The sequence below is a fragment of the Acinetobacter johnsonii CIP 64.6 genome (assembly GCF_000368045.1).
Classification (GTDB): Bacteria; Pseudomonadota; Gammaproteobacteria; order Pseudomonadales; family Moraxellaceae; genus Acinetobacter; species Acinetobacter johnsonii.
In genome coordinates this window covers 78,989-105,866 of record NZ_KB849229.1, presented here as the reverse complement: position 1 = coordinate 105,866, position 26,878 = coordinate 78,989, and the positions used below count along the sequence as shown (strand labels likewise).

25 protein-coding genes and 1 other annotated feature are annotated in these 26,878 nt (G+C 40.6%); of the genes, 13 read left to right on the top strand and 12 right to left on the bottom strand.

Features of this window, described 5'->3' with window-relative positions:
• Positions 1-7: 7 nt before the first annotated feature.
• The 8 genes from F986_RS00485 to F986_RS18660 form a co-directional block, all read right to left on the bottom strand.
• Complete coding sequence (locus tag F986_RS00485; RefSeq protein WP_004684313.1) at positions 8-1,669, bottom strand: ApeI family dehydratase; 1,662 nt, start codon at positions 1,667-1,669, stop codon at positions 8-10.
• Between the two features lie 77 nt (positions 1,670-1,746).
• Complete coding sequence (locus tag F986_RS00480) at positions 1,747-2,301, bottom strand: COG4648 family protein (protein ID WP_004684312.1); 555 nt, start codon at positions 2,299-2,301, stop codon at positions 1,747-1,749.
• A complete protein-coding gene (locus tag F986_RS00475; RefSeq protein ID WP_004684310.1) occupies positions 2,298-2,546 on the bottom strand; it encodes an acyl carrier protein in 249 nt (82 codons plus the stop codon). The genes F986_RS00480 and F986_RS00475 overlap by 4 nt, the downstream gene beginning before the upstream one ends.
• 9 nt (positions 2,547-2,555) lie before the next feature.
• Positions 2,556-2,816, bottom strand: a complete 261-nt coding sequence (locus F986_RS00470) for a phosphopantetheine-binding protein (protein ID WP_004684308.1) — start codon at positions 2,814-2,816, stop codon at positions 2,556-2,558.
• Positions 2,800-3,612, bottom strand: a complete 813-nt coding sequence (locus F986_RS00465) for a lysophospholipid acyltransferase family protein (RefSeq protein WP_004684307.1) — start codon at positions 3,610-3,612, stop codon at positions 2,800-2,802. Before F986_RS00465 ends, F986_RS00470 begins: the two co-directional genes overlap by 17 nt.
• Entirely contained in the window at positions 3,606-4,226 is a 621-nt protein-coding gene (locus tag F986_RS00460; RefSeq protein WP_026056371.1) for a beta-ketoacyl synthase chain length factor, read from the bottom strand. Before F986_RS00460 ends, F986_RS00465 begins: the two co-directional genes overlap by 7 nt.
• Positions 4,227-4,370: 144 nt before the next feature.
• On the bottom strand, positions 4,371-5,288 hold the full coding sequence (locus F986_RS00455) for a LysR family transcriptional regulator (RefSeq protein WP_004684302.1): 918 nt from the start codon (positions 5,286-5,288) through the stop codon (positions 4,371-4,373).
• Positions 5,289-5,982: 694 nt separating this feature from the next.
• Positions 5,983-6,105, bottom strand: coding sequence for a hypothetical protein (locus F986_RS18660; RefSeq protein ID WP_004684300.1), 123 nt, complete (start codon positions 6,103-6,105; stop codon positions 5,983-5,985).
• Positions 6,106-6,481: 376 nt separating this feature from the next.
• On the opposite strand from F986_RS18660, the gene F986_RS00450 reads away from it, so the two are divergent.
• The gene (locus F986_RS00450) at positions 6,482-7,147 is read left to right on the top strand and encodes an epoxyqueuosine reductase QueH (RefSeq protein WP_010325597.1); all 666 of its coding nucleotides are present in this window, start codon (positions 6,482-6,484) and stop codon (positions 7,145-7,147) included.
• A 2-nt stretch (positions 7,148-7,149) separates the two neighbouring features.
• Here F986_RS00450 and F986_RS00445 read toward each other — a convergent pair whose 3' ends face one another.
• Positions 7,150-8,544, bottom strand: a complete 1,395-nt coding sequence (locus F986_RS00445; protein ID WP_004684296.1) for a methylenetetrahydrofolate reductase C-terminal domain-containing protein — start codon at positions 8,542-8,544, stop codon at positions 7,150-7,152.
• A 518-nt stretch (positions 8,545-9,062) separates the two neighbouring features.
• On the opposite strand from F986_RS00445, the gene ribBA reads away from it, so the two are divergent.
• Genes ribBA through glmS form a run of 7 tightly spaced genes read left to right on the top strand, consistent with a single transcriptional unit; the run spans position 9,063 to position 15,792 of the window.
• Entirely contained in the window at positions 9,063-10,178 is a 1,116-nt protein-coding gene (gene ribBA / locus F986_RS00440; RefSeq protein ID WP_004684295.1) for a bifunctional 3,4-dihydroxy-2-butanone-4-phosphate synthase/GTP cyclohydrolase II, read from the top strand.
• Between the two features lie 18 nt (positions 10,179-10,196).
• A complete protein-coding gene (gene ribH / locus F986_RS00435; RefSeq protein ID WP_004684294.1) occupies positions 10,197-10,667 on the top strand; it encodes a 6,7-dimethyl-8-ribityllumazine synthase in 471 nt (156 codons plus the stop codon).
• Between the two features lie 4 nt (positions 10,668-10,671).
• Entirely contained in the window at positions 10,672-11,127 is a 456-nt protein-coding gene (gene nusB / locus F986_RS00430) for a transcription antitermination factor NusB (protein WP_004684291.1), read from the top strand.
• A gap of 12 nt (positions 11,128-11,139) precedes the next feature.
• A complete protein-coding gene (gene thiL / locus F986_RS00425; RefSeq protein ID WP_004684288.1) occupies positions 11,140-12,057 on the top strand; it encodes a thiamine-phosphate kinase in 918 nt (305 codons plus the stop codon).
• Positions 12,035-12,556 (top strand): phosphatidylglycerophosphatase A family protein, encoded by a 522-nt coding sequence (locus F986_RS00420; protein WP_004684286.1) that lies wholly within the window; start codon positions 12,035-12,037, stop codon positions 12,554-12,556. Before thiL ends, F986_RS00420 begins: the two co-directional genes overlap by 23 nt.
• 20 nt (positions 12,557-12,576) lie before the next feature.
• Positions 12,577-13,941, top strand: coding sequence for a bifunctional UDP-N-acetylglucosamine diphosphorylase/glucosamine-1-phosphate N-acetyltransferase GlmU (gene glmU, locus F986_RS00415; protein ID WP_004684285.1), 1,365 nt, complete (start codon positions 12,577-12,579; stop codon positions 13,939-13,941).
• 12 nt (positions 13,942-13,953) lie between these two features.
• Positions 13,954-15,792: a glutamine--fructose-6-phosphate transaminase (isomerizing) gene (gene glmS, locus F986_RS00410; RefSeq protein WP_004684283.1), complete on the top strand. Its 1,839-nt coding sequence runs from the start codon at positions 13,954-13,956 to the stop codon at positions 15,790-15,792.
• Positions 15,793-16,609: 817 nt separating this feature from the next.
• Here glmS and F986_RS00405 read toward each other — a convergent pair.
• On the bottom strand, positions 16,610-17,098 hold the full coding sequence (locus tag F986_RS00405; protein WP_004684281.1) for a GNAT family N-acetyltransferase: 489 nt from the start codon (positions 17,096-17,098) through the stop codon (positions 16,610-16,612).
• A complete protein-coding gene (locus F986_RS00400) occupies positions 17,088-17,354 on the bottom strand; it encodes a type II toxin-antitoxin system TacA family antitoxin (RefSeq protein ID WP_017396924.1) in 267 nt (88 codons plus the stop codon). Before F986_RS00400 ends, F986_RS00405 begins: the two co-directional genes overlap by 11 nt.
• 429 nt (positions 17,355-17,783) lie before the next feature.
• Here F986_RS00400 and F986_RS00395 point away from each other — a divergent pair, with 429 nt between their 5' ends.
• Genes F986_RS00395 through F986_RS00380 form a run of 4 tightly spaced genes read left to right on the top strand, consistent with a single transcriptional unit; the run spans position 17,784 to position 23,250 of the window.
• Positions 17,784-18,587, top strand: coding sequence for a heteromeric transposase endonuclease subunit TnsA (locus tag F986_RS00395; protein ID WP_004684276.1), 804 nt, complete (start codon positions 17,784-17,786; stop codon positions 18,585-18,587).
• Complete coding sequence (locus tag F986_RS00390) at positions 18,574-20,694, top strand: Mu transposase C-terminal domain-containing protein (protein ID WP_004684275.1); 2,121 nt, start codon at positions 18,574-18,576, stop codon at positions 20,692-20,694. The genes F986_RS00395 and F986_RS00390 overlap by 14 nt, the downstream gene beginning before the upstream one ends.
• Entirely contained in the window at positions 20,691-22,373 is a 1,683-nt protein-coding gene (locus tag F986_RS00385) for an AAA family ATPase (protein WP_004684274.1), read from the top strand. The genes F986_RS00390 and F986_RS00385 overlap by 4 nt, the downstream gene beginning before the upstream one ends.
• Before the next feature lie 25 nt (positions 22,374-22,398).
• On the top strand, positions 22,399-23,250 hold the full coding sequence (locus F986_RS00380) for a TniQ family protein (protein ID WP_004684272.1): 852 nt from the start codon (positions 22,399-22,401) through the stop codon (positions 23,248-23,250).
• Between the two features lies 1 nt (position 23,251).
• Here F986_RS00380 and F986_RS00375 read toward each other — a convergent pair.
• Positions 23,252-24,471 (bottom strand): IS3 family transposase gene (locus F986_RS00375; RefSeq protein ID WP_115613868.1). Its coding sequence is split into 2 segments (ribosomal slippage): positions 23,252-24,195 and positions 24,195-24,471, totalling 1,221 coding nucleotides; the frame shifts between segments, so codons are not numbered across the junction.
• Positions 24,080-24,196 (bottom strand) — a sequence feature (AL1L pseudoknot). (Overlaps the previous gene by 117 nt.)
• A gap of 66 nt (positions 24,472-24,537) precedes the next feature.
• Here F986_RS00375 and F986_RS00365 point away from each other — a divergent pair.
• Positions 24,538-26,856, top strand: a complete 2,319-nt coding sequence (locus F986_RS00365) for a Tn7-like element transposition protein TnsE (protein ID WP_004684266.1) — start codon at positions 24,538-24,540, stop codon at positions 26,854-26,856.
• Positions 26,857-26,878: the final 22 nt, after the last annotated feature.

The following is a 26,878-nucleotide window of genomic DNA, read 5'->3' as shown; positions in this document are numbered from 1 at the left end:
TCTCGGCTTAAACGTCTACAGGCACAGCAAACAGCAAACGTCCTGATGCCAATATTTTGTCATGATTTTTCAGCTCAAAACTGACCTTATGCGCTTTACGGCTGAGCACCAGTTCCACCGTTTGATAGGGTTGGATTAGCCCTTGAAATTTCAACTGCTCAAAACCATTACACCACAGTAAATCTGCCCAGTTTTGTTTGGCAAAATGCTGGATAAAACCAATTTGTCCCACGCCCGGATAAATCGGGAAGTTCGGGAAATGGCCTTTAAAGCATTCCAGCTCAGGCACAAACTCCAAAGCATAACTGATCTGCATATCGTGAGACTGCTGCGTCAATACCACAGGCAAGCTCATCGGCTGAAAGAGTGATTTTAAATACTGTTTATTCAGCTTCGATTGTGCATTTTGTGGCATTTGCGTTAAGAACCGCCACTGCCGCGGAATCGCAATGCTTTCCAGTTTTTGTTGTAATTGTTTTTTCAGTTGTGCGGTAAAGGTGGCTTTGCCCTTTTCGGTGAGCAGTGCCCGAACATCCTCCGTCAACACTGCCACCACCGCCAAAATCTGACGCTGTTCTTTTTCATGAATTAAGACATGACATTGTTCTATTTCGACCAATTCAGCGATTTTCGCTTCAATCGCATCGAGACTTAACCGCTTTTCTTCAAGTTTAACAATGCGGTCCAAACGCCCCAATAACTGAAATGGACTTTTGGGATTATCTGCATCCACAACCTGCACTTTATCCCCGGTTAAAATCCAATCCGTGCTAAAGGCATGGTTGGTTTTAACGGCTAACTCTTGCTGCTCAGCATATTCAATTTCGACATTGGCAAAGGGTGTCCATAATGCATCATCTGCCTGACGGTGGGCAATCCCGCCTGTTTCAGAACTACCAAACACTTCGGTAATCGGACAGTTCAGCAAGGGACGCACGCCGGCATCCAACTTTCCACCAGAGGAATAGACCATCTGACTGTCTTGCAATACCACATCTGTGGTCCAGCGCTTCAGCAAAGCAGGACTAGAAATTACATAATTGGGCAGCTGCACATGGGCAATTTTCTTTTGAAGATCGACCACATCTTCAGGGAAAGCCAGTTGTTTTTGATAGAAACTGCGTCCACTGGCTAAGGGCCACAACAACTTAAACAACAAACCATAAATATGTTGATGGCTCACCGTGGCAATCGCAACCGCTTGCTCAGGCAAATCAAAACTGGCTTCTAAACCACAGACTTCATTGAACAGTTGTTGCAAAGTGCGCGGAATCTTTTTCGGCTGCCCAGTTGAGCCCGAAGTATAAAAATACAACTGCGCCTGATTGAAAAAGGCCGCATCAAATTGAAGCTCGAAGGTTGACTCTGCTGTCGACGGCAAACGTTTTAAAAAGTAAATCTGCTGTTCAGCCAATTCTTTTTCTAAGTCGCTGACCCGATGCGGCGGCAATAGCACTTGTTTACCTGCTTGCAAGGCTGCAAACAACAATACTAAAAACTCATAACTGTCTTCTTGCCAAAGCGCCCATACCGGCTGTTCCAACTGCTGAATTTGCGCAGCCTGTTCAGCCACATCCAACCAAAAAGTGTGAAAGGACACAAAACTAGAGTCCGCCTGAATACACAAGGGACGTGATGAATGGAGATGGTGTTGAAAATGACAAGACATATAATTTGTTTTTAAAACCGTTTTTCTAATCGCGATAGTTCGAGGCCACTATTTCAGTTGCCCTGACGAAGATGCTGTTATTTCTGTGCCTGATGCAGTCGCTGCTGGCATTTACGCAACACAAATTCACCCAGCAACAACCCACCCATCAAGACATAAGAGATCAAGCCGTTATACAGCACCCAAATCTTCATCGGTGCAAAGAAAACAGTGATCAGGGCAATGACCGCATTGATGCAGAAAAAACCACACCAAACTTTGGTCACTTGACGGGTCCATTCTACCCCTTCTTCGGGCAAATTAGGTTCTGCCAAACGTGCAAAACGTTCAATCATTGAAGGCGGTCGAATCAAGGTACTGGCAAAAATAAATAGTGCCCCGAGACTCATAAAGACAGGATAGAGTTTAAGCCACGCATGATCTTTTAAAATCAAACTCAGCCCGCCACATAAAATGGCAAAACCCGTCAATGGCCACAGCAAGGCATTGCCCTTACTCAATAAGCGCAGGATGCCTAGCACAATCAATACCGCACTGACCCAGACATACTGTCCATGTGCCAAAGCATAAGCTACAAAAAAAGGATAGAGGATCAATCCGACCCCTGCTATCCCTTTTAAAATATTGTTCATGCAGCAGACATATTCTGAATCACGAGCACCACATCTTGTACGGTACGTACATTTTTAAAGTCTTCAGGATTGACTTGTTTGCCTGTCAGCTCTTTAATTTTTACGACCAAATCAATGGCATCAATACTGTCAACATCGAGGTCTGAAGCTAAGTTTGATTCTAACTGCACATCTTCAGGTGCAATTTCAAACAGCTCTTCCATCCACTCACGTAATTTTTCTAACACGGTTTCTTGTGCAAGCATAGCAACCTCTTATGCTGTTTTCTGTGCTTCAACCAAAGCCACTAAGCTTTGAATTGATTTAAAATGTTCTTTGGTATCTGCGGACTCTGCATTCAAATGAATGCCATAGCGCTTTTTCAATGCCAAACCCAGTTCTAAAGCATCAATCGAGTCCAAACCCAGACCATCACCAAACAAAGGCGCGTCTGTATCAATATCTTCAATACGGATGTCTTCAAGGGCGAGGACATCAATAATCATTTGCTTTAATTCATCAGCAAGATTGCTCATTTAGGGATAACTCTTGGTTAAAAAACCACTGTAATTGTTGATTTAATTGACGCACATTTTTGGGATTGACCGTTACATCATCCAATACGTCTTCCACTCGGATCGCATCCAACACTTTCACATGGATATGAAAAGGCTGTTCTGGAATGTGATACCACTTTTCATTTTTGGTCAGGGTCGATGGTGTGCAGCTAATCAGCACAGGGCGAATTGGTACACCTGCACGTAAGGCAATATTGGCTGCACCGCGCTGAAAGTCGTTTAGCTGCTCGCCTTTTGCTGTTCTTGTCCCTTCAGGAAAGATCAACAAAGACGCCGCATGATCTTGCTGTAATTTTTGTACGCAGTCCTGAATAAATTGTTCAGAACCTGCATTTAAAATATAGCCTGCGCTTTGCACAGGGCCTTTGGTAAATGGATTTGACCACAGCGCCTGCTTGACGACGCAGTTTGCTTGTTCCATTAAACCAATTAAAACCACCACGTCAATCAGTGTCGGATGATTGGCAATGACCAACTCTTGTTGACTGTTTTGTAATTTCTCTAAACCTTCAACCGTATAGGTCATGATGCCCAGTTTCACCATCATTTCGGTGAAACCTTTAAAACTGTGCTTAATCACCTTTTGAGTACGCTGCTTTCGAAGCTCAAGGTCGGCTGAACTCAGCTTGACCAGCGGCGCAATCAAACCACCAATCGCCACGCCGCCTAAGCCAAAGCTGGCAAAGCTAAATCCTGTCGCCCCAACGCGCCAAACATAGTTGGCTTGTTGCTTGATTCGATTTAATTTCAGCATTTCGTCCACGCTTCAGATTCAGTTTGCTCAGGATTATTCCAAAACGTATTAAATGCTAAAGCCTGCTGATACGCTGGCGTTGCATCCGTATGCTTTGGCGTCAACATCAAATTTGCAGGCGCTAATGAAATCATCGCTGCCATCGCAAAAGCAGCAAATGGCTGATGCTCGATATACATTTCAGGCAAGGCTTCATCATAATACACCAGCAAAACCTGACAGGCTTCTGGCCTTGTTTTTAACCACGCATAGGCTTCAATCAGCCCATCATTCCACGAACCCGCCAAACTGGTCGCAGGTGTCGCATCCTGACATAAAATGGAATATAAACCTGAAATTGCATTATGTACCGAGGTTGAAAATTGAGTCGGTGAAGGCGTTTGCTCGCTTAATACATCTTCTAAAATATTTAGTGTTTTTGCTTCATCGCCATATTGCGACACCCACACAATATAATCGACTTTGTGGGTATTTAAAGTCTGTATTGCACTATTCAACGCCAGCTTTGCTAGGCGCGATAAGCGTCGGCGTTGCATCGCAGGAATGTGTTCTATAGCTGATAATTCTTGATCAACCAAGCTCATATTCAAGCGGGATACGTGGAGTTGCATCATCATGATCAGTGTTTAAAAGTTGACAAATTATCAGGCGCGCAATTATAGCACTGAGCCACATTTTTCACAAAAAATAACAAGCGCTGACGGGTTCAAAAAAGGAGGATGCAGCAACGCTGATCCTCCTCCTTAAAACAAGAGCAACTAGATATAATATTGCGTTCTTTTCTTGGCAAATTTATCCAGTTGTTTTAAAAAGCCTTCGAAATAATCCTTCTCTTTTTCCTCAGTACGATAGCCTGCATAGAGAGTCCGACGTAAACCTTCAGGCGCTACGCAGTCCAAACGACGCGAAGTCACCCAACCCTTCTGTTCATATTCGTTCACCACCCAATCGGGTAATGCCCCTATGCCACGCCCACTGGCTACCAGCTGAATCAGCATTTGGGTGAGGTCGGTGGTGCGGATCTGTTTCGGCAGGATATTGGCCGGAATAAACAGACGCGACATAATATCTAAACGGTGCTTATCCACTGGATAGGTCACCAAGGTTTCTTCTGCAAGTTCTTGCACGGTAATATCTTTGGCACGAACCAAAGGATGGGTATTGGATAAAACCAAACGCGATTCATACTCAAAAATCGGGAAATACTCTACCCCTTTTAATGCAATCGGGTCGGCCGTAATCAATAAATCAAATTCACCTGTCTGCAATAACTCATGCGGATTGGCCTCAAAACCTGAAGCGAAGTCCAGATCAACATCGGGATACTGTTGGCGATATTGATTTAACAACGGCATTAACCAATCGAAACAGCTATGACACTCTGAGGAAAAAGTAATACGTCCAGTTTGACCATGCACAATACGAGTGATGTCGCTTTGTGCAATTTGCACCTGCGGCAACACTTCATCCGCTAGTTTTAACAAACGCTGTCCCACATTAGAAAAGCTAACGGGACGGCTACGACGGTTCACCACTTCAACCCCAAACCACTGGTCTAACTCACGCAACTGGTGCGACAAAGCTGAAGGCGTTAAGCATAGGTCTCCCGCAGCAGCCACCAATGAGCCATGCTCTCTTAAAGCGGTTAAGGTTTTTAAATGGCGGAGTTCTAACATCTGGCACAGCCCAATTTTTTAATCTTGATGAATACGGTATAGCTTAACCTATAAAAGTGAGATTCACTTATTTTTTTTCACCTTAATATATTTTTAATTAGTTTATTTCATTTTAATATCTATGATCTGCAACAAAAACACTCGCCCCATTTACAGAGAATGAAAAAATTTAAGCATTCAAATTCACAATCTTCATGATCCGTACATGTGCGCCAATCGAAGTAAGGCTTTGTTTTATAACTGTGGATGACTTTTAAGCCCATCTCTTAATCATGCCTAGGTTGAAGCGTGATTCCTTCAGTTTTTTGAGAGGTAAAACGACCGATCCAGCCCACCAACTGTCCTATTTAACTCGTGGCTATGCATCGAACTCTTGTGATATCTCTACTTTGATACAACGAAATCATGTGAGATCAAGCAGCATGCTCTTGTAGCTGAGTTAAATTCAGCTCAAATATTGAGAACTGATGATTCTGATCTTTCATCGAAATTGAGGGGCTAAGCGCTGAAAAAGCATACCGTGCTGACAGCAGAACTTCTCACCACCCTAGTCTTCGGGCTTTTTTATGTTCCACGTGAAGCATTATGTAAATATCGAGCCAAAGTCACTTGTCTCTCAAACTGGTCAGAAGCCAAATAGAACATGTAAAAACAAAAAAGCTTCCGACTAGGAAGCTTTTTTTAAATCTTAGATTTAACCATCAATGGTGAGCTTTAAAATCTCAGCTTTGGTATAACCCCGTTCTTTTAAAAGATGTTGAATGGCTTTTTTCTCATCTTGATCTTCAAGAAATTTACAGCGTTGGATCAAACGCATATCGGTCTCATACTGAAAATTATGACGACACTCCAATTCCTTATTGGAAGGCGTAGTAAAAAAATGAAGCACAGCTAGATACTCTCTTTCATGCTGTTGAAGTGGCCCGCCTTCAACGAATACCTATCTAACACAACTGTTAAACACCCTTTGTGTAAATGATGACGAATCTCGCTCCATTATGCAAGTTAGGGCCTCTCAAATGTTCTCTCTCTACTCATCTACAGCGCCCAATACAGGTCCTTATCATCTGCTAAAGTCGATTTTAATCATGAAAATTCATCAGCTCATCCTGAGAATTCCTCATCCAATCGCCGTTGATCCACTCGTTAGACGTTTTAAACTGTCTGGTTTAAATAGATAAAAACCATTCAATATGTCGAAGCTCGAACGTCAGAAACTTAGCCTCCCCACAGGTCATGACAAACTGCTCTTGCATTCCTGCTGTGCGCCTTGCTCAGGTGAAGTCATGGAAACCCTGATTGAATCAGGTATCGATTTTTCTATCTTTTTCTATAACCCCAACATTCATCCTGTAAAGGAATATCTGATTCGCAAAGAAGAAAATATTCGCTTTGCAGAAAAACATCACATTCCATTTATTGACTGTGATTACGACACAGACAACTGGTTTGCACGCGCTAAAGGTATGGAAAATGAGCCAGAGAAAGGGATCCGTTGCACCATGTGTTTTGATATGCGGTTTGAACGGACAGCGTTATATGCGGCAGAACATGGCTTTAGTCTAATCAGCAGCTCTCTCGGTATTTCCCGTTGGAAGAATATGCAGCAGATCAATGAGTGCGGCCACCGTTCTGCTTCACATTATGCAGGCATTCACTACTGGGACTACAACTGGCGCAAGCATGGCGGTGCGGTACGCATGCTGGACATCAGCAAACGTGAAGAGTTTTATCAACAAGAGTACTGCGGCTGTGTGTATTCACTGCGGGATAGCAACCGTTGGCGCATGAGTCAAGGCCGTGAACGGATCAAACTCGGACAAAAGTTCTATTCCAATGCCATGGATCAGGACAGCTGATTTCAGCCAGTAGACTCCACATACCAATTTTTCCAAGAGCTGGTTCCACGCACCGCAATCGACACGGTCGGAATCAGCTTTTCTTTTAAGATCTTGGTTTGTCCAACGGCTTTGGCTAAGCGTGCTTTGACTGAGTGAATGCATTCACGGTCACCAAATTCACAGCAGTCTAAGCTGGTTCCACCACAGGGCCCATTGGCCAAGCCTTTGGGACAGGTTTCAGGGCAAATATACAAGGTTTCGCCTAAACGGCATTGACCGCAACTTTCACAGCCCACCACTGCATGTTTACTCAAATGTTCTGTTTTCAGTAGTACTTGATTGGCACGCGAGCGATCCCAAACATTGAAATTGAAAATAAACCGCCCCACGCCTTTGGCCAGTTTAGATTCAAATAAAGCATCGTGCATCAGATGCAGATGTTGGTACTTAATAATCTGACTTGAGGTCGCAGGCCGTGAATAATAAGTCAGCTTCGGATGAAACTCTGTACCGGTTTGCACCTGCCAAAGCGTATTCCAAAGTCGTTCACACTCAGCAAAACTCAAGTGCCGATATTCTTCAATATAACGCTCCAGTAAGCTTTGTTCTTCAGGCTGATGGCAAGCCGATAAATGCACCCCCGCAAAACCCAAATGTCGACACATTAGAATCTGTAATGCGCAGCGCATATAAACGTGATCACTTAAACTCTGTTCTTTTTCCTGTTGCAACACCTGCAACATATGCGGGGTGATCACAATGCCAGCCACTTTATGTTTCAGCATAAACTTGGCCCGTGCCAAGGTCAGTGGCATGACGCAAGCTAAAATTTTCTGCGCATACTGATGCCGCGCTAAAAATGCATGCGCATCCTGTAAAGCAGTCATGTCATAGCCCAATTGGGTAATCACATAATCGGCCCCTGCTTTCATCTTTTTATGCAGTTTTAAATATTGCGCCTCTTTTTCCGCTTCAGCATATTTAAACGGATTAAACGCGACACCAATATGAAAACCGCCTTGGCGTTTGGCTTCCATGACAGCATTCACGGACTCCAAATAACGTGTTCGGGGTTCTAGGTCGTGGCTATAGCAGTGCTGTTTTAATTTATCACCCGTTAAGAGCAACAAGTTCTTTTGACCCTGTGTTTTTGCATCTTGTAAAAACTGCTCAAAGTCTTGTATATCCCGTGCCTTCCCCGAAAAGTGAATGACTTTTTCAATCTCTTGTGGATACTGTTTGGCGACTTGCAAAGGCGCTTCATCATCATCCGCATGCACCCGATCAGCCAGAGTCATAGCCGCAGGAAAACCTGCAAATTGAGCTTTCACAGGCCACTGGGCTTGGTGCGAGCTTAAGTATTCAACCAATACGCAAAATTGTTGCTGTGCAAAATATTGAGCAAGTAGGGACATCACAGAAGAAATAATCCAGAGGATTAAAAAAGACGAATTATAGTACAAATCAAAAATAGATGACGAATCGTCTGATTATTCACTCGGCATATTCAATATTTTTTGACTCATCCTCCACCCGATGAGTGAACGCAAATATCCACCCCGGTCTGATTCATTAGTTGCAGTACCCTGCTAAAACTGAACCTGATGGTCAAATTCAAAAAAGAAGGTACTCTAACGCTCAACCACACGCCGCCCATAGCACAACATTTGTCTAGACCCCTTATTTACTGCGCCGATTGACTTATTTTCGATAAGATTTTTCTTTTTTATGCTTTTCAATCGCTTAAAGACTAAGCACATTTCAGCTTTTTAAAATAAAGGCATCTTTTCAAGCTGGGACTGACTGTGTATAACAATGGACGACTCAAGGAAATGATTCGCACATAGGCAAAAGCCTGAAAAAAGCTTAAACTATGTGCCAATGAAAACAAATGATATGTCGTCCATGGCGACAACGATGAAGGTGAAGGTTGATGCCGCTCAATACCGTTGAAGAGCTAGTTGCAGATATCCGTGCAGGTAAAATGGTCATCCTGATGGATGACGAAGATCGTGAAAATGAAGGTGATTTAGTTATCGCAGCGACCCATGTTCGCGCAGAAGACATCAACTTTATGATCACCCATGCCCGTGGTTTGGTGTGCTTAACGCTCAGCCGTGATCGCTGTAAACAATTGAATCTTCCATTGATGGTCGATGCCAATGGCGCACAACATGGCACCAACTTCACGCTCTCCATTGAAGCGGCAGAAGGTATTTCTACAGGGATTTCACCTGCAGAACGTGCGCATACTATTCAAACGGCAGTAGCGGCACATGCAAAACCATCAGATATCGTTCAACCAGGACATATTTTCCCATTGATGGCGCAGCCTGGTGGCGTTCTACACCGCGCAGGTCATACCGAAGCAGGTTGTGATTTATCTCGCCTAGCGGGTCTAGAGCCTGCATCGGTCATCTGTGAAATCATCAATGAAGATGGCACGATGGCGCGTCGTGCCGATCTTGAAATTTTTGCTGAAAAGCATGGTTTAAAAATTGGCACCATCGCGGATCTGATTCACTATCGTATGACCAACGAGCAAACGGTTGAACGCATTGATCAGCAAAGCATTAATACCGAATATGGCACGTTTGACTTATACCGTTACCGCGAATTAGGCAATCCAGATATTCACTTGGCTTTGGTGAAAGGTGAACCGAAAGAAGGGGTAACGACCGTTCGTGTCCATGGTTTCAACCCTGTTCGTGACCTGCTCAAGCTCAACAAAAAAGACGGCGAGCCAGCATGGAATCTCGACAAAGCCCTGCAAGAAATCGCAAGCAGCGATCGTGGTGTTTTAGTCTGGATTGGTCAGCGTCATTTACAAGACTTAGGCCCAGCCTTAGACAGCCTTACAGCACCAAAACCAACCAAATCCAATGCTGCTTTATCTCAGCAGTACCAAACCATTGGGGTTGGCGCACAAATTTTACGTGATTTAGGCGTAGAAAAGATGAAGCTTTTGAGCTCGCCTTTACGCTTTAATGCACTCTCTGGGTTCAATTTAGAAGTGGTGGAATATATCACCGCACATCAAACAACTTAAAAAATCATCGAGGTTGCTATGGCAATTCGCCGTATTGAAGGTATGTTACATCTCGCTAGCGAAGGCCGTTATGCGATTTTAGTGGGTCGTTTTAATAGTTTTGTTGTCGAACATCTATTAGAAGGTGCAATTGATACATTGAAACGTCATGGTGTATCAGAGGATAATATCACTGTTGTTCATGCACCAGGCGCGTGGGAACTTCCTGTCGTGGCTAAAAAATTAGTGGCGTCTGAACGCTTCGATGCCATCATTGCACTGGGTGCTGTGATTCGTGGTAGCACGCCTCACTTCGACTTTGTTGCAGGTGAATGTGCCAAAGGTTTAGGCGTGGTTGGCCTAGAATCTGGTCTTCCAGTGATTAATGGTGTATTGACTACGGATAGTATTGAACAAGCGATTGAACGCTCGGGTACAAAAGCAGGTAATAAAGGCGGCGAAGCTGCTCTTACTGCAATTGAAATGGTTAACTTGTTAAAGGCTATTTAACGCTATGTCGCAAACATTGCAAGCAACTTATGCAGCAAAACGTAAAGCACGTCGCTTTGCTGTACAAGGAATTTACGAATGGCAAATGAGCCACAATCCAGTCCATGAGATCGAAGCACGTACGCGTGTGGAAAATGCCATGCACAAAGTGGATCTGAGCTATTATCATGAATTGTTAACCCAAGTGGTTGCCAATCATGAAGCATTGGATGCGCTCTTAATCCCTGTGCTTGATCGCGAAGTTTCTGCGCTTGACGGCGTGGAACTAGCAACTCTTCGCTTAGGCGCCTATGAACTCAAGGAACACCTTGAAGTCCCGTATCGCGTGGTTTTAGACGAAGCGATCGAGCTTGCTAAACATTTTGGCGGTGCCGACAGCCATAAATACATCAATGGTGTATTAGATCGTTTAGCAACAACTTTACGTGCAGCAGAAAAGCAACAAGCGAACTCACAGTAGTAGATTTGTTGTATGGCTGAGTTTTCGATCATTGATAGCTATTTTAATCGTCAGAGTCCTCATTCTGTCGATTTAGGCGTCGGTGACGACTCAGCCTTGCTCACCCCACCACCGCAGCAACAATTGGTCATTTGTGCCGATACCTTGGTTGCTGGACGTCACTTCCCGCTTGATACCAGCCCACATGCGATTGGCTGGAAATCTGTCGCAGTCAATTTATCTGATATCGCCGCAATGGGCGCGAAACCTCAGAGTATTTTATTGGCCTTGAGCTTACCCCAAATTGATCATGACTGGCTCAAAGGCTTTAGTCAGGGTTTATATGATTGCTGTGATCAATTTGGCGTGAGTTTAATTGGTGGAGACACCACCCAAAGCCCACATCTCACTATTTCCGTGACTGCACTGGGCTGGGTCGATATCGGTCAAGCCGTCACTCGATCTGCCGCGCAAGTGGGTGATTTGATTTGTATCAGTGGCACTGTCGGTGATGCTGCTTTTGCCTTGCAGCACTTAGGCCACCCTCTGCAACAACGTTTGGACTACCCCACCCCACGCTGTGAACTGGGTCAGGCGCTCAAAGGCTTGGCGCACAGTATGATTGATGTGTCGGATGGCTTAGCACAAGATCTCGGCCATATTTTAAAAGCATCCCATGTGGGCGCAACCCTACAACTTGATCAACTGCCAATCAACACCGCTCTACAAGATGTAACACGAGAACAACAATGGCAATATGCTTTGGCGGGTGGCGATGACTATGAATTATGCTTTACAATAAGTCCGCAGAATTATGAAAAACTTTTGCAACAACAAAACCATAGCAGCATCAGTGTCATTGGAAAAATTGATGCCGAAAGTGGTCTGCGTTTTCAACAAAATGGCTTAGACCATTCCTTGCAATTTAATGGATATCAACACTTTGCATAAGCCCCCTATCCTCTTTCGTCAGATGTCTTGGTATGACCGTTTCATCGTGTTTTGCGGTGTAGGGTTTGGCTCAGGGCTAGCACCTAAAGCACCTGGAACGTTTGGTTCTGCCTTCGCGCTGCTGTTTGTCCCGATTTGGCTTGCAATTGGCTTATCCAACACCATTATTGCCATATTCCTCATGTCTCTCATTGGTATTTATATCTGTGGGCATACCGCCAAAGTGATGGGCGTACATGATGATGGGCGTATTGTATGGGATGAGTTTGCTGGCCAGTCCATCACTTTTTTACCTGTTCTATATTTAGGGCAAATGAATTGGCTCTGGCTACTGCTGGGTTTTGTTTTATTTCGTATTTTTGATGTGTGGAAACCTTGGCCAATTCGCGTCATTGACCAAAAAGTCGAGGGTGGTTTTGGCATTATGCTCGATGACCTGATTGCAGGGCTATGGGCTGCGCTTTGTATTTGGATTTATTTTTATTTCACTGTGGCTTAGGCCATTTTTAGGATTACAACATGTCAACGACTGTTATTATTCTTGCTGCAGGTAAAGGAACACGTATGCGTTCTTCTTTACCAAAAGTATTACAACCACTTGCAGGACGTCCTTTACTGGGTCATGTCATCGACACTGCAAAAAAATTAAATGCAGCCAATATTATTACAATTTATGGGCATGGCGGTGCACGAGTTCAAGAAACGTTTACTCATGAAAAGATTGAATGGGTGGAACAAGCAGAGCAACTCGGAACTGGCCATGCGGTGCAAATGACACTCCCTGTCCTTCCACAGGAAGGTAGCTCACTGATTTTATCAGGTGATGTACCTTGCATCTCTCAAAACACACTACAAAAATTACTCAATGCAACAGCCGAGACAGGCATTGGCCTAGTGACTTTAACTTTAGCCGATGCAACTGGTTATGGCCGTATTGTGCGTGAGAATGGTCAGATTCAGGCGATTGTTGAACATAAGGATGCGACCACAGAGCAGCACCAGATTAAAGAAATTAATACCGGTATTTACTGTGTCAGCAATGCCAAATTACATGCGTGGTTACCACGCTTAAGCAATAACAATGCGCAAGGTGAATATTACCTGACTGATATTGTAGCAATGGCCTTAGCTGATGGGATGCAAGTCGCATCGGTTGAGCCTGAACAAGCCTTCGAAGTTGAAGGAGTGAATGATCGTATCCAACTCGCCGCATTAGAACGTCAATTTCAAACAGATCAAGCCAAAAAGCTCATGCAGCAAGGTGTCCATCTGATTGACCCAAGTCGCTTTGACCTTCGTGGAAATTTAATCGTTGGGCAAGACGTACGCATCGACATCAATGTGATTATTGAAGGCGAATGTGAATTCGGCGACCATGTAGAAATTGGTGCAGGTTGTATCATCAAAAACACCAAGATCGCAGCAGGTACAAAAGTTCAGCCGTATAGCCTCTTTGATAATGCTATGGTCGGTGAAGATGCGCAGATTGGTCCTTTTGCTCGTTTACGTCCAGGTGCAAAACTGGCTGCTGAAGTGCATATTGGTAACTTCGTTGAAGTTAAAAACACCAGCGTTGGCTTCGGTTCAAAAGCCAACCACTTTACCTATTTAGGTGATGCTGAAATTGGTGCAGGCTCGAACATTGGTGCTGGGACTATTACCTGTAATTATGATGGTGCAAATAAATTTAAAACCATCATTGGTGATGCTGCATTTATTGGTTCCAACAGCTCATTGGTTGCACCTGTCACGATTGGCAACGGCGCAACCGTCGGCGCAGGTTCAACCATTACCCGTGATGTTGCAGAGAATAGTTTAGCGGTAGAACGCTCTAAGCAAGTTGAAAAAGAAAACTATCAACGTCCACAAAAGATGAAGAAATAAGAGGATTAGATTATGTGCGGTATTGTCGGTGGCGTTGCAGAACGTAGTATTACCAATATTTTAATTGAAGGTTTAAAGCGCCTGGAATATCGCGGCTATGACTCTGCGGGTTTAGCGCTGGTCAATCAAGGCCAAGTTTTACGTGAAAGACGTGTCGGTAAAGTATCCAATCTAGAAGAAGCCGTTAATCAATCGGGTATTCTAGGTTCTCTGGGTATTGCGCATACGCGTTGGGCAACCCATGGCAAACCCACTGAAGATAATGCACATCCGCACATTTCAGGCGATGTTGCTGTAGTCCATAACGGTATTATTGAAAACTATCAAGAACTTAAAGATGATCTTGAAGCTTTAGGTTATGTATTTACCTCACAGACTGATACCGAAGTGGTCGCTCACTTGGTGAAGGATGCCTTAAAGTCAACTTCAAGCTTGCTGGAAGCTGTGCAACAAGTCGTGCCTCAGCTTAAAGGGGCTTATGCACTGGGTATCGTACATACCGACCATCCAGATGAACTGATTACCGTGCGTGAAGGTTCACCTTTGGTCATTGGGGTAGGTATTGGCGAAAACTTTATTAGTTCAGATCAATTGGCTTTACTGCCTATTACCAATCGTTTTATTTACCTTGAAGAAGGTGATATTGCTCGTTTAACCCGCAATAGCATTGAAGTTTTTGTCGCTGGTCAACGGGTCGAGCGCCCAATTAAAGAATTAGATGCTGCGGTCAGCAATGCATCTAAAGGTGAATATAAGCACTACATGCTCAAAGAAATTTATGAGCAACCCGAAGCGATTCAACAAACAATTTCTCAAGCTCTAGATGGCAATGCACTGCGTGAAGACTTTCTTGCCAATGCAGTTGCTGATTTCCAAAAAATTCAGCAAATCCAAATCATTGCCTGCGGGACAAGCTACCATGCAGGGATGATTGCCAAATATTGGTTTGAACAACTGATTGATTTACCGTGCCAAGTAGAAATTGCGAGCGAATTCCGCTATCGCAGCCCTGTCATTGTCAATCACACACTTTATGTCTGCATTTCACAATCTGGTGAAACCGCTGATACTTTAGCCGCACTGCGTGATACCCAAAAGCGTGCTGCAGCAAAAGGTACTGACATCACCACCATGACTATTTGTAATGTCGCAACATCGTCTATGGTACGTGAGACCAATCATAGTTTGCTTACACTGGCGGGTCCTGAAATTGGTGTAGCATCGACCAAGGCGTTTACCACGCAGCTTGCAGCACTGATGTTATTGGTCCTAAAAATCGGTACAGTTAAGAAGAGCATTTCTGTACAGCATGTGGCTGAGATTACGGCTGAACTTTGGCACACCCCTAAAGTAATTTTAGATACCTTACGTAATGACCCTGAAATTTTACGTTTATCTGAACTCTTCGTAGAGAAGCAGCACTGCTTATTCTTAGGTCGTGGCACGAATTTCCCGATCGCACTTGAAGGGGCGTTGAAACTCAAAGAGATTTCATATATCCATGCTGAAGGCTATGCCGCAGGTGAACTTAAACATGGTCCGCTCGCTTTAGTCGACAATGACATGCCTGTGGTCATTCTCGCACCGAAAGATGACATGCTCGATAAACTCAAATCGAATATGGAAGAGGTTCAAGCCCGTGGTGGTGAACTCTTTGTCTTTGCCGATGAAAATAGCGGCATTAAAGCCAAAGACCGTCAGCATGTGGTTTATGTACCAAGCATTAGCCCAATATTGGCTCCCATTGTTTATAGCGTACCCGTACAACTACTGTCTTATCATGTTGCAGTCCTTCGTGGCACGGATGTCGACCAACCTCGAAACCTCGCTAAATCGGTCACTGTAGAATAATTATTTAAATAAAGGCTGGATATCTGTGTTCGTATAATTAAGTTTGTATCAAATAATTAAGTTTAGATTTAATTATTTAAGTTTGGATATTAATGAAGTAAACGAACGAAACCCTACCCTGTAGACCCAGTGATTCTTCACCAAGTCTACAGGGTTTTTAATATAAAAAAATTCAAATTAGAATCACACCAGAAATATAAAATTATTACTAATATATTCAACAATATAGATATATATGTGTTCGTATAATTAAGTTTGTATCAAATAATTAAGTTTAGATTTAATTATTTAAGTTTGGATATTAATGAAGTAAACGAACGAAACCCTACCCTGTAGACCCAGTGATTCTTCACCAAGTCTACAGGGTTTTTAATATAAAAAAATTCAAATTAGAATCACACCAGAAATATAAAATTATTACTAATATATTCAACAATATAGATATATAAAAATCTCACCCTAGATTCAAAAAGCATCCCTTTTTGACCTCATCTTGAAAACATTTCATTTTTATTTAAAGTATGCTTCACCTTTCTGAGCAAGAATTCGTATTTTAAAGTGGAAGAACCCGATACTTAATACAAACTTAATTTCATCTAAAATTAAGGATACCAAATTCTAATACAAACTTAATTTTAAAATTGAAAAATAATGAATAATATATATCAACAACTTATGATCAAAAATAAAACAAACTTAATTAAATTACCATAATTAGACGCAGTATTTGGTCATAAAGCAAAATAAGGGATAAGGAACTATGTGCAAACTCTGAATAAGTCTATTAGCTATTCCTGTTACTAGCTAGCAGCCCACCTTATTTAAAATGAGGTATTTCATTCACTGGATATATTAATGTTAATGGATTTGATGTTAATGAGATAAAGCCAAACCGCTGATAAAACTTCATAGCTTTTTGATCCTTAGCATGTATTACAACAAAATTAACACCAATAATTTGAGCAACTTTTGAAACTTGTTTAAGAGCATGTGCTAAAAGTACTTTTCCAACTCCTTGCCCCTGTGCTGCTTGATCAACGGCAAAGCGACCCACAACCACACAAGGTAAGGGATAACGAGGTAATCGTTTAGTGAGAACAGCATCAACCCCATCAAATCCTATAGAGGTACTTGATAGACAATAAAACCCCCTCACCTGTGCATCATCATCAATAGCAACATAGGTTTTACTTGTTCCTGATTTCTGATGTTGGGATGCGTATTGTTTTATGAACTTATTTAAATCATCTTGCCCACAATTAAATGATTTTTTCTGATGATGGGCTTGTAAAACCTCAATTTTCATCCAATAAACTCATTAAATTTTTCATCTCATCATTTGCAGGGCGCGGATTTTCAAGCAAATTCATTAACATATCACGATCAGCATTATTTACTTTTAACTCGTGATTAGATTTAAGTAATTCTTTTGCTCGTTCAAATGAGGATTGGATCATAAAGGAACTCACACTAAGACCCAATAAATTCGCAGCTTGCTCAATTACAATCTTTGCATCTACGGTTGAACGAACATTGATTCGTTCTGTTGCTAAGTTAGCCATATTTTCCACCAATTTGTACATCATAATGATGTACAAATTATAGCAGATTAAGGTAGTACTTTAAGATCCAAATTTACATATTTTGTTCTAAAATATTTGGAATAGAAAATAAACATTTTACTATGAACCAGAATGAATGGTCGGGTTTGAGTATGAATATGCAGTTGGTTTACATAAGAATATGCAACGATGTTTACTAAGATGTAATTTGAATACTTTTGCCTATCATTAACGTTTTTTAAACTCATTAATTGAGTACTAAAATACCAGATTAATTATTAAGTTAATGAATTAAAAGAATAATTAAATAAAAAATTATAAAATTTTGTTTGTATATAAATATATTTAAGTTTGTATGTTTTTGCCAAATACAAAATTACCCCCCTTCAGATATGATTAATTATCCACCAAACTCCACAGGTCTTCTGTATGACAAAAATTATAAAAAACTATGAGGAATTAGTAAAAGAAGGATATTGCCAAGGCCATGGACGAGATTATAAACCTTGCAAAACTGTTCATAACTTCAGTTCAATTGGTCGCTCTCATAGAGTACAAGGTCGTGTGAGTCAACGTCTTCACCACTTGTTTTCTGATCTAGAGCTATCTACCTTTTTACTGCTTGATTGGAATCAGAACGTTACAGATATTCGCGAACATTATCTTTTGGATATCTATGATCTTAACTCCATCTGTTCTCGTTTCCGAATGAAAAAAGTATCGGTTGACTATATGCCTTTTACCCTATCATCAGATTTTTTAGTAGATTTTGGTAAGTTTTCTATAGCCCTTGACACTCTTTACAGCAAGGATCTGAATAAAGCTCATGTTATTGAGTCATTAGAAATTAAACGTCGTTACTGGGAAGAAGAACACAATACGCCGTTCAAACTGATTACTGAAAAAGACATTCCTGCTACGGTACTAGAGAACATTAAATGGCTGTATGTAGAAAAAAATGACCTTGACATAACAAATCACATGATTGATCAAGCAGTTTATTTTATGGAAGAGATTAGCCAGTACCCTCAAAGCTCATTAATCCAATTTTGTAAGCATTCTGACCAAACTCAAAAAATGGGTATCGGAGCGACGCTCGCATTGTTTAGAAAATTATTTGCACTGCGAATACTTCAATTTAATCTAGAAATTTCGTACTTGGAGCTTAAACTCTCTGATATTCATGCAAGTAATTTGCTCCAGAATGAGAATACAGTCCATGCAACTAATTAATTCAGTTTACATCTTGAATTCAACACAATACCGAATACTCAAATTCTTACCGCAGTATACGGTATGGATTGCGATTGATAATAAAAATGCTTTTCCTGAACTCATTTTGTCTAAGGAACTTCAAACTCTCTCAGATGATCAAAGCCTGATACCAGCGCAAGATCCTTATGAATACTTAAAACGATTAAACTTGAGTGAAGATTCTATTCAACTCAAAAAAAGAGATGAAAACTTTTTAATTATTCAAGATTTAATTAATGATGAACAAGTTCTTATCAATACAAAAATCAGGACTGCAAAAATTAAAACTATACATCTAGAAAAAGAAGTATCAATTAATAAAATTCTACGACTCCTAAGACGCTACTGGCAGCGTGGTCAAACTATAAATGCTTTGGTACCGGACTATGAAAACTCAGGTGGAAAAGGTCAAAAAAGAGCTATAGGTGATAAAAAAATTGGCAGACCACGCATCTATGAATCGAATGGAGGTAAGAATGTCACTGAACAGGTTGAATTATATTTTAAGAAAGCCATCGAAGAGTATTTAGTTCCTGTCAAAAAACAATCCATTAACGAAACTTATCTTCGGTTTAAAAGTGTATTTTCTAAGCACTTTCATCAAGTGCAAACCTCAGATATTCCAACCTATGCTCAATTCTATTATTTTTATAATACGCGATATAGAAATAAGAACAATTCCAAGGAAATTCTGACGAATCAGAAAACCCTGAAAGATCACAAACCTCTAATTTCAACAGCAACCAAGCAAGCAAATGGCCCTGGCGCACGTTATGAGATAGATTCAACGGTTGCTGATATTTACCTTGTATCATCACGAGATCCATCACAGATTATTGGCAGACCTACCGTCTATCTTGCTATCGATGTATTTAGCCGGATGATTACTGGGCTTTATGTTGGTATGGAAAACAGCTCATTTAACACAGCCATACAATGCCTCAGCGTCGCAATCCAAGATAAAGTGACATTCTGTCAGAGTTACGGCTTACAAATACAACCAGAGGACTGGCCGATTTATGGTTTACCTAGTGCCATACTTGCAGACCGTGGTGAACTCATTGGTTATCAAATTGAACTTCTTGAAAAAAACTTTTCTGTTCGAATTGAAAATGCACCACCGTATCGAAGCGATGCTAAAGGTATTGTAGAGAGGGCTTTCGGAATTATTCAGTCACGTTTTAAATCCTACGATAATATTGGTGTTGTCTCTGGATTCAAGGAAAAAAAGAAAGGCGGACATGATTATCGGCTAGAAGCTTGTCTGACTTTAGAAGAGTTCAGAAAAATCATATTAAGCTGCGTCTTATTACGCAATAATTTTGATGTCTTGACAAAATATGATCGCAGTGCAGATATGCCGACTGAATTGCCTTCTATCCCCCTTAAGCTCTGGCAGTGGGGTCTACAGCACCGTACTGGGATGTTAAGACAAGTGGATAACAAATCACTATATGTTGGCTTGTTACCTAGGACCGACGCCTCCTTAAGTGACAAGGGACTTAAAGTCAAAGGCTTACTCTATCAATGTTTGGAAATGCATCAACAAGGCTGGTTTATTCGTAACACGACCAAATCCCGCCCGAAAAAGTTGCGGATTGGTTTTGACCCATACTCAGTAAATACCATTTATGTTTTCTTTGATGAAAATAAGTTGGAATACTGGGAAGCCCACTTAAGTGATACCTCACGTCAATATCAGCATCTGACCTGGTGGGAAGCTGAACAAATTCAAAAAGCAATCAAAACTGTTGAAAAACAGCATTCACAACTAAAGTCCGTAGCCATCAGTGAATTGCAGGATTTTACTGACAAAATCATCCACACAGCACAGAGCCGGCAGGCTCAAGCAGGAGTTCACCAACTTTCTAAAGCACAACGTACTCGGGATATTCGTCAGAACAAACAAGAAGCAATTCAGGTGGAACGTGAGGAACATCTCCAAAATAGGTCCGTCAATTCTATCCGGACTATCCATCCCAACCAAGACAATCCTCCACCCCCCCCATCTCACAGCAGCAATCTGGATTTGACCAGTCAACCAGACTTAATGAGACAATTATTTGAAGAGGACGATGAAGAATGAATAATAATGAACTCGCGGTCAACACATCGATAGAAGATATCTATGGGGATAATCCTCTCATTACTCAATTACCGCCTATCCTTGACACGAAATCGGTTATTAAACACCTACGAGGGAAACTGAAATTTATTCCAGAACAGCGTTTCTTACCCCAACCAGAAAGAATCCATCTGATTGCTCAGTTACCTCATGATTTTTTTCAACCACTGACTAAACATCTATCCCTTGAACAAAAAATTTCTATCATGATCCGGCAAGGTTACGTGAGCAGAAACATCACTAATGGGGATAGACATCGACATTTACACGCTGCTTTTCAGCAACTAGAACCATCAAATGAAAGCTCTTACCGCTATGCACCTCCAGAGTCGACTGCAACTAGCATGTCAATTATAGGATGTTCGGGAAGCGGTAAAACAACGACAATGAACAAAATTTTGCGTTATTACCCGCAAGTGATTGAACATAGAGAGCTGGGATTAAAACAAATTGTTTACCTTAAAATTGATTGTCCGCATGACAGCTCTTTAAAAAACTTATGCTCAAACTTTTTTAGAGCAGTAGATTTAGCATTAGGAGATACAAACTTCGAGCATCGTTTCACCAGAAGTCGCTTAAATGTGAATGCTATGCTGCAGCAGATGAAAATTATCGCAAATAATTATTCTATTGGACTTTTAATCATTGATGAAATCCAGCATTTGAATACAAAAAAATCTGGCGGGGCTGAAATCATTCTTAATTTCTTTGTCACCCTTGTGAATGTGGCATCCATTCCAATTGTGATGATTGGGACACCCAAAGCCAATGAAATTCTGCAAGAAGATTTAAGATCAGCTAGACGCAGTGCGGGATTAGGCTCTTTAATCTGGGAACCTATGCGCAATGAAGCACCCACTCCCGATCCTAGCACCCCTGATCAAATGATCATTTCTGAATGGTATGCTTTCACCAACAAGCTGTGGCAATATCAATGGGTTCAACTACCAGCTGAACTGACCGATGAATTAAGAAACACTTGGTATTATTATACGCAGGGCATTCCAGATTTAGTGGTTAAACTGTTCTGCTTGGTGCAGATTCATGCAATCACCATTGGTCTGGAAAAAATTACATCTGAACTTTTTAAAAAAGTCTACGAAGAACAATTACAGCCAGTCCACGATATTTTGGATGCACTCCGCTCAGGCAACCCCACACGTATTGCACGGTATTCTGACTTAACTATCCCTCAAGTTCAAATTGAGGAATATGTTGAACAACACCGTTTCAAAGCTGCATTAAAAACGGAAAAACAGCATAAAGATCTAGGACCACATTATTCCACACTTATAGGTATGCTAACGGCCTTAGGTCACCCCGCTGCTACAATAGATCTGCATGTCACTTCTGCATTAAAAAAATATCCAAACGAGAACTTACAGGTACTACTCCAGCATATTCTGGAAGTATTAGACGGCTCTGTAGCAAAAGATAAATTGGACCAGCCTCAGACCACAACTTCGGTAAGAAAACCAAGAACATCACGCAAAGTCATGAAAGCAGAAGAATGGAAGAGCACTGAAGCCAATGACTTACGGAATTTTTTCAGTCAAGCACAAGAAAAGGAAGTAGATGTTTATGAGCTATTAAAATCATCTCACTATTTGTTTGATCCCACCTCTCCTGTGTTGCATTAAACAAAAAATAGAGAGTAAGTGTATTATGATTTCAAATTTTCCAATACCATATCCAGATGAGTTAATTTACAGCGTGATTGCACGTTATGCTATTCACAATGGAATTTTAAGTCCCAAATACCTTACTGAAGAATTATTCAATAATAGAAATTTGACGCCAACTTACGATTTACCATCTCATATAGGAAAATTGGCTAGTTATTTACCCGATTGCTATGATGCACTCTATTTAATCAACCACCACACCTTATTACCAATTTATCAACCATTTCAACCTGATACAGTGATGCGTTATGCTGTACATGTATTACAGGGTGAACAGTATCAATCATTACATACCAAGTTGGGAAAAAATGCGTCGCGAATCAAATCTGTGAATTTTTTTCGGTTCTGTCCGCATTGTTGGCAAGAACAGATGGAACAATATGGTGAAGTGTATTGGAAACGTAGCTGGCAGATTACAGGATATGAATATTGCATAAAGCATGAATCTGCCCTTTTTGTCAGCTCTGTTCCTTGCAATGGGCTAGACCGAAGATTTTATAATGCTCATTTAAATGTCCTTATTGACTCCTCACAACTTTTTATTAATTCACAAGACTTAAAGCGTCATCTAGAGTTAGCAAAAATAATCGAGGATCTACTTATTCAATCGAGCCATAATGCAGTACAAGATGTATCGATTTTATCAAATGCCCACTTCAATCTATTGAAAGACAGAGGCTTACTGTCAGGTCAAAAAAATATCAACTACGAAAAAATTCGTCACCTTGTCTTAGATTACTGGGGCGAAAGCTTTCTTCAATACTATCATTTAGATGATCTGCTTTCTGAGAACTGTGAACCGTACCGGGTTTGTCGGAGACTTTTTATTTAAGTTAGGCCACCTGACCTAACTGGTTAATTTTATCATAGTACATTGCTTCAAAATCAAAAGGTGATACATAATCTAGCGCACTATGTACACGTTCTTTATTGAACCAATCCACCCAGTTTAGTGTCGCAAGTTGTACATCTGCTAAACCTTGCCAATCTGCTTTTAAATATTCAATCACCTCTGTTTTGTATAAGCCATTCACCGTTTCAGCCAAAGCATTATCGTATGAATCACCAGTCGTACCGACTGATGCTCGTAAATTTGCTGCTTCTAAACGATTGGTATAGCGAATAGAAAGATATTGAACACCTCTGTCGGAATGATGAATCACATTCTTTGGCATGCCTCGATCATGCAATGCTTGCTCTAATGCATCGAGCACCATATCTGTATTCATCCGTGTAGATACTTTCCATCCAACAATTGCTCGTGAGAACACATCAATAACAAATGCGGTATATACCCAGCCTGAATGAGTTTGAATATACGTAAAGTCACCCACCCATAGTTGGTTTGGATGATCAGCATTAAAATTACGTTTCACTAAATCATCTGCCCGTTTTTGGTCATCTCGGCTACGGGTGGTTTGTTTGTTCTTACCACGCCAAACACCTTGTATACCTAGCTTTTGCATTAATCGAGCAACAGTACAGCGCGCAATAATATAGCCTTCACGTTTCAGTTTTTGCCAGACTTTACGTACACCATATCGACCTGAACTTTCCTTCCAAATTCGTTTAATTTGTTCAGCATGATGCTCATCATGTAGATCTCGTTTCGCTCGATGTTCTGGATTGTCAGCGAGATCTAAAGTCCGGTAATAGGTTGAAGCTGCAATCGGTAAAATTCTACAAATCGCTTCAACACCATATCGATCTTTATTGTTATGGATAAAATCCACCATTATTTGTGTGGGCGGTCGAGCTCCGCCTGGGCGAAAAAAGCGGCTGCTTTACGTAGAATTTCATTGGCACGCTTTAATTCTTTAATTTCACGTTCCATTTGCCTCATTTTTTCTTGATCAGATATCTGTTGTACTTTAATAGGATTTTGCTGATCTAAATGCTTTTGATGCCAGGCACGAAGTGTTTCAGGAGTACAACCAATCTTAGGCGCAATTGCTGTGATTGCAGCCCAAGTAGAAGGATAATCTTTTTCAGATTCAATCAATAATTGAACCGATCTTTCTCTGATTTCAGGGGTATATTTTAATTTTGTCATCGGGATAGTCTCTCAGAATATTGACTCTCCGACAAACCCGGTACGGTTCACTGCTGGCTCAAAAATATGTGCAGGAAACATCGTAAAGCATTTTCTTATCTTGAGCATTGCATTGTATTAAAATCGCTGGTTCCAGAGCAAAAACCAATTGAAACATATAAGCAATATGTTAGCTTAGCATCTATAGAAAAAACAAACTTAGATCAGCAGCACGAAGCTCCCCCTGTATGGGTTAATAATAAAATAGATATGATATTATCTGAAGATCAAAAACAATGGACAAAATTAATTCAGAAAAATTCTGTTAAGCAGGCACGTCAATGTGATCCTGCACTTTACGCTCGGTTATATCGTAATCATAAGAACTGGCTATTACTGACAAATAAATCTGCTGTGGTATTACCTTCAGCCATTCCCAAGCCACGTGTAGATTGGAAAAAGCGAGATCAACAATTGATTAAACAACTCATCAAAATCCGGGATCAATTATTAGAAGATCTCGACTCTCCACAATGGACAAAAAAGTTTTTTATTAAGCAACTTGGCTCGGTAAGTATGATTGAAAAAAACTGGAGGTTTTTACCACTCACCACCGCCTTTCTAGAGCGTTACGCTGAGTCTGTAGATTGTTATCAAATACGCCGTCTTACACGAACATTTATTCGCCAATACACTGAAAATCAGTTCTATCCACCGAGTGTTTTTCTTCGACTATCCGGATTAAGCCCTGAACGATTAACGCCAGAAGCTCGTAGATTTTTTAATAGTATTTGGGGGGGGAAATTAAAAATGAGTGATTGTCTGATCGAATATTTACCGAAAGATATGATTTATTATACTGCGAAAAAAATTAGTCGACATGGTCAAACTCGGTTTGATATTGATACTTGTTTATTTAACCCTCTTATTAAACGGTATATTCATCTTAAATTGCCAATTGAAAGTATTCTTCTTTATTACCATAAAACTCCAATTGCCAATCCTGATCCACAGAAATTATTTAACCACACCCTGAAATCAGTGGATTTTTCAGCGCTCAACGTTTTAGATTTATCCAAGAACAATTATCAAAAAACGCATAACGGTCAGTTATACTTTGAGTTTAATTATGATTCACCCATATTAAAGAAAAATATGACAATTCTTTTACCTAAGCTTATTCTTGCTCGGGATCTATTTTTTTCACACCCCTATCTTTTACGTGCAGCACTTTTTGCAGAAAATTATTCAACAGATATTTTAGTGGATATGAATGATGAAAATGCTATACATATTAATATTGCGCAAAACAAAAAAATTATGAGAGCTGATATCTCTGATCCTCATTTTTTAAAGAAGCTAGCTTTAATTTTATTACAGCCGGACTTAAATAAGGCCTTCCTTAGTATTTATCAAAAAACAATTGTTGATCAAAAAGGTGTTAAAAGCTTTAATTTTGATATGGAAGCTCCTAATATCAAAAATATTAACCTAACAGTAGAGGGTATTTTTAATAAAAAAACAGGTATTTACAGAATTGAGCGCATCACGTCTTTCAAAAATCTTGATACAGCTATCAACCGCCCTATTCAATTTCATTTCACTTCAAAAAAGATTATACAACAAATAAAAAATGCTCAAGGACAAAATCCCAAGCAGTCAACACCAACATGTCCACCTAGAGAAAAATTAAATCAAAAAGCTGATGCAGATATCGATAAACTAATAGCCAAACTAAGAAACCTCCCAGGAAAAATTTATACGATAGAAGAATTAAAAATTTCTTTAGAGACGCCCCCTTCCGAAACTACCATACGGCAAAGACGAAAGCAGATGGATAAAGACCAAAATCAAGAAGAAGGATTTGCTGGCGGAGAAGGAGATATAGAGGGTACTCTGCCTGGAGTTACAACAGAATCAGATATTCAACTAGAGCGAGTCACTCATAAAGACTTGATTAAGGTATTGGACAAAATTGAACAAAAAGGATATGAAATCAAAGAAATTAAGAATTCACCGTTTAAAAAATATAAACGTTTCCGAGGCCACAAGTTTTCTAACGCCAATCAACTACGATACTTTTATGTCTATAGAATTATAAACACAAAAAATGATGAACAATTCTATCTATGTGAAATTGATACATCAGATGGAAAAAAGAACATCTCTACACTATTACTCCGATATGAAGAAAAAACTCAATTATTAATTGAGATAGATTTCGAAAAATTAAACAATTCAATACTTTCTCAATCACTCAGTTGGCCTAAAAAGTTTATATCTGAAGTAAGAGGTATTACCGCCTTTACTACAATTAATCATCCTTCAAAAAAGGAACAACTAGACGATGTAAATTATTATGTTGACTGGGCTCAACGGATCTTAGCAAAAGCAAAATCGATATAAAAGTTAAACAGTAACATGGCAT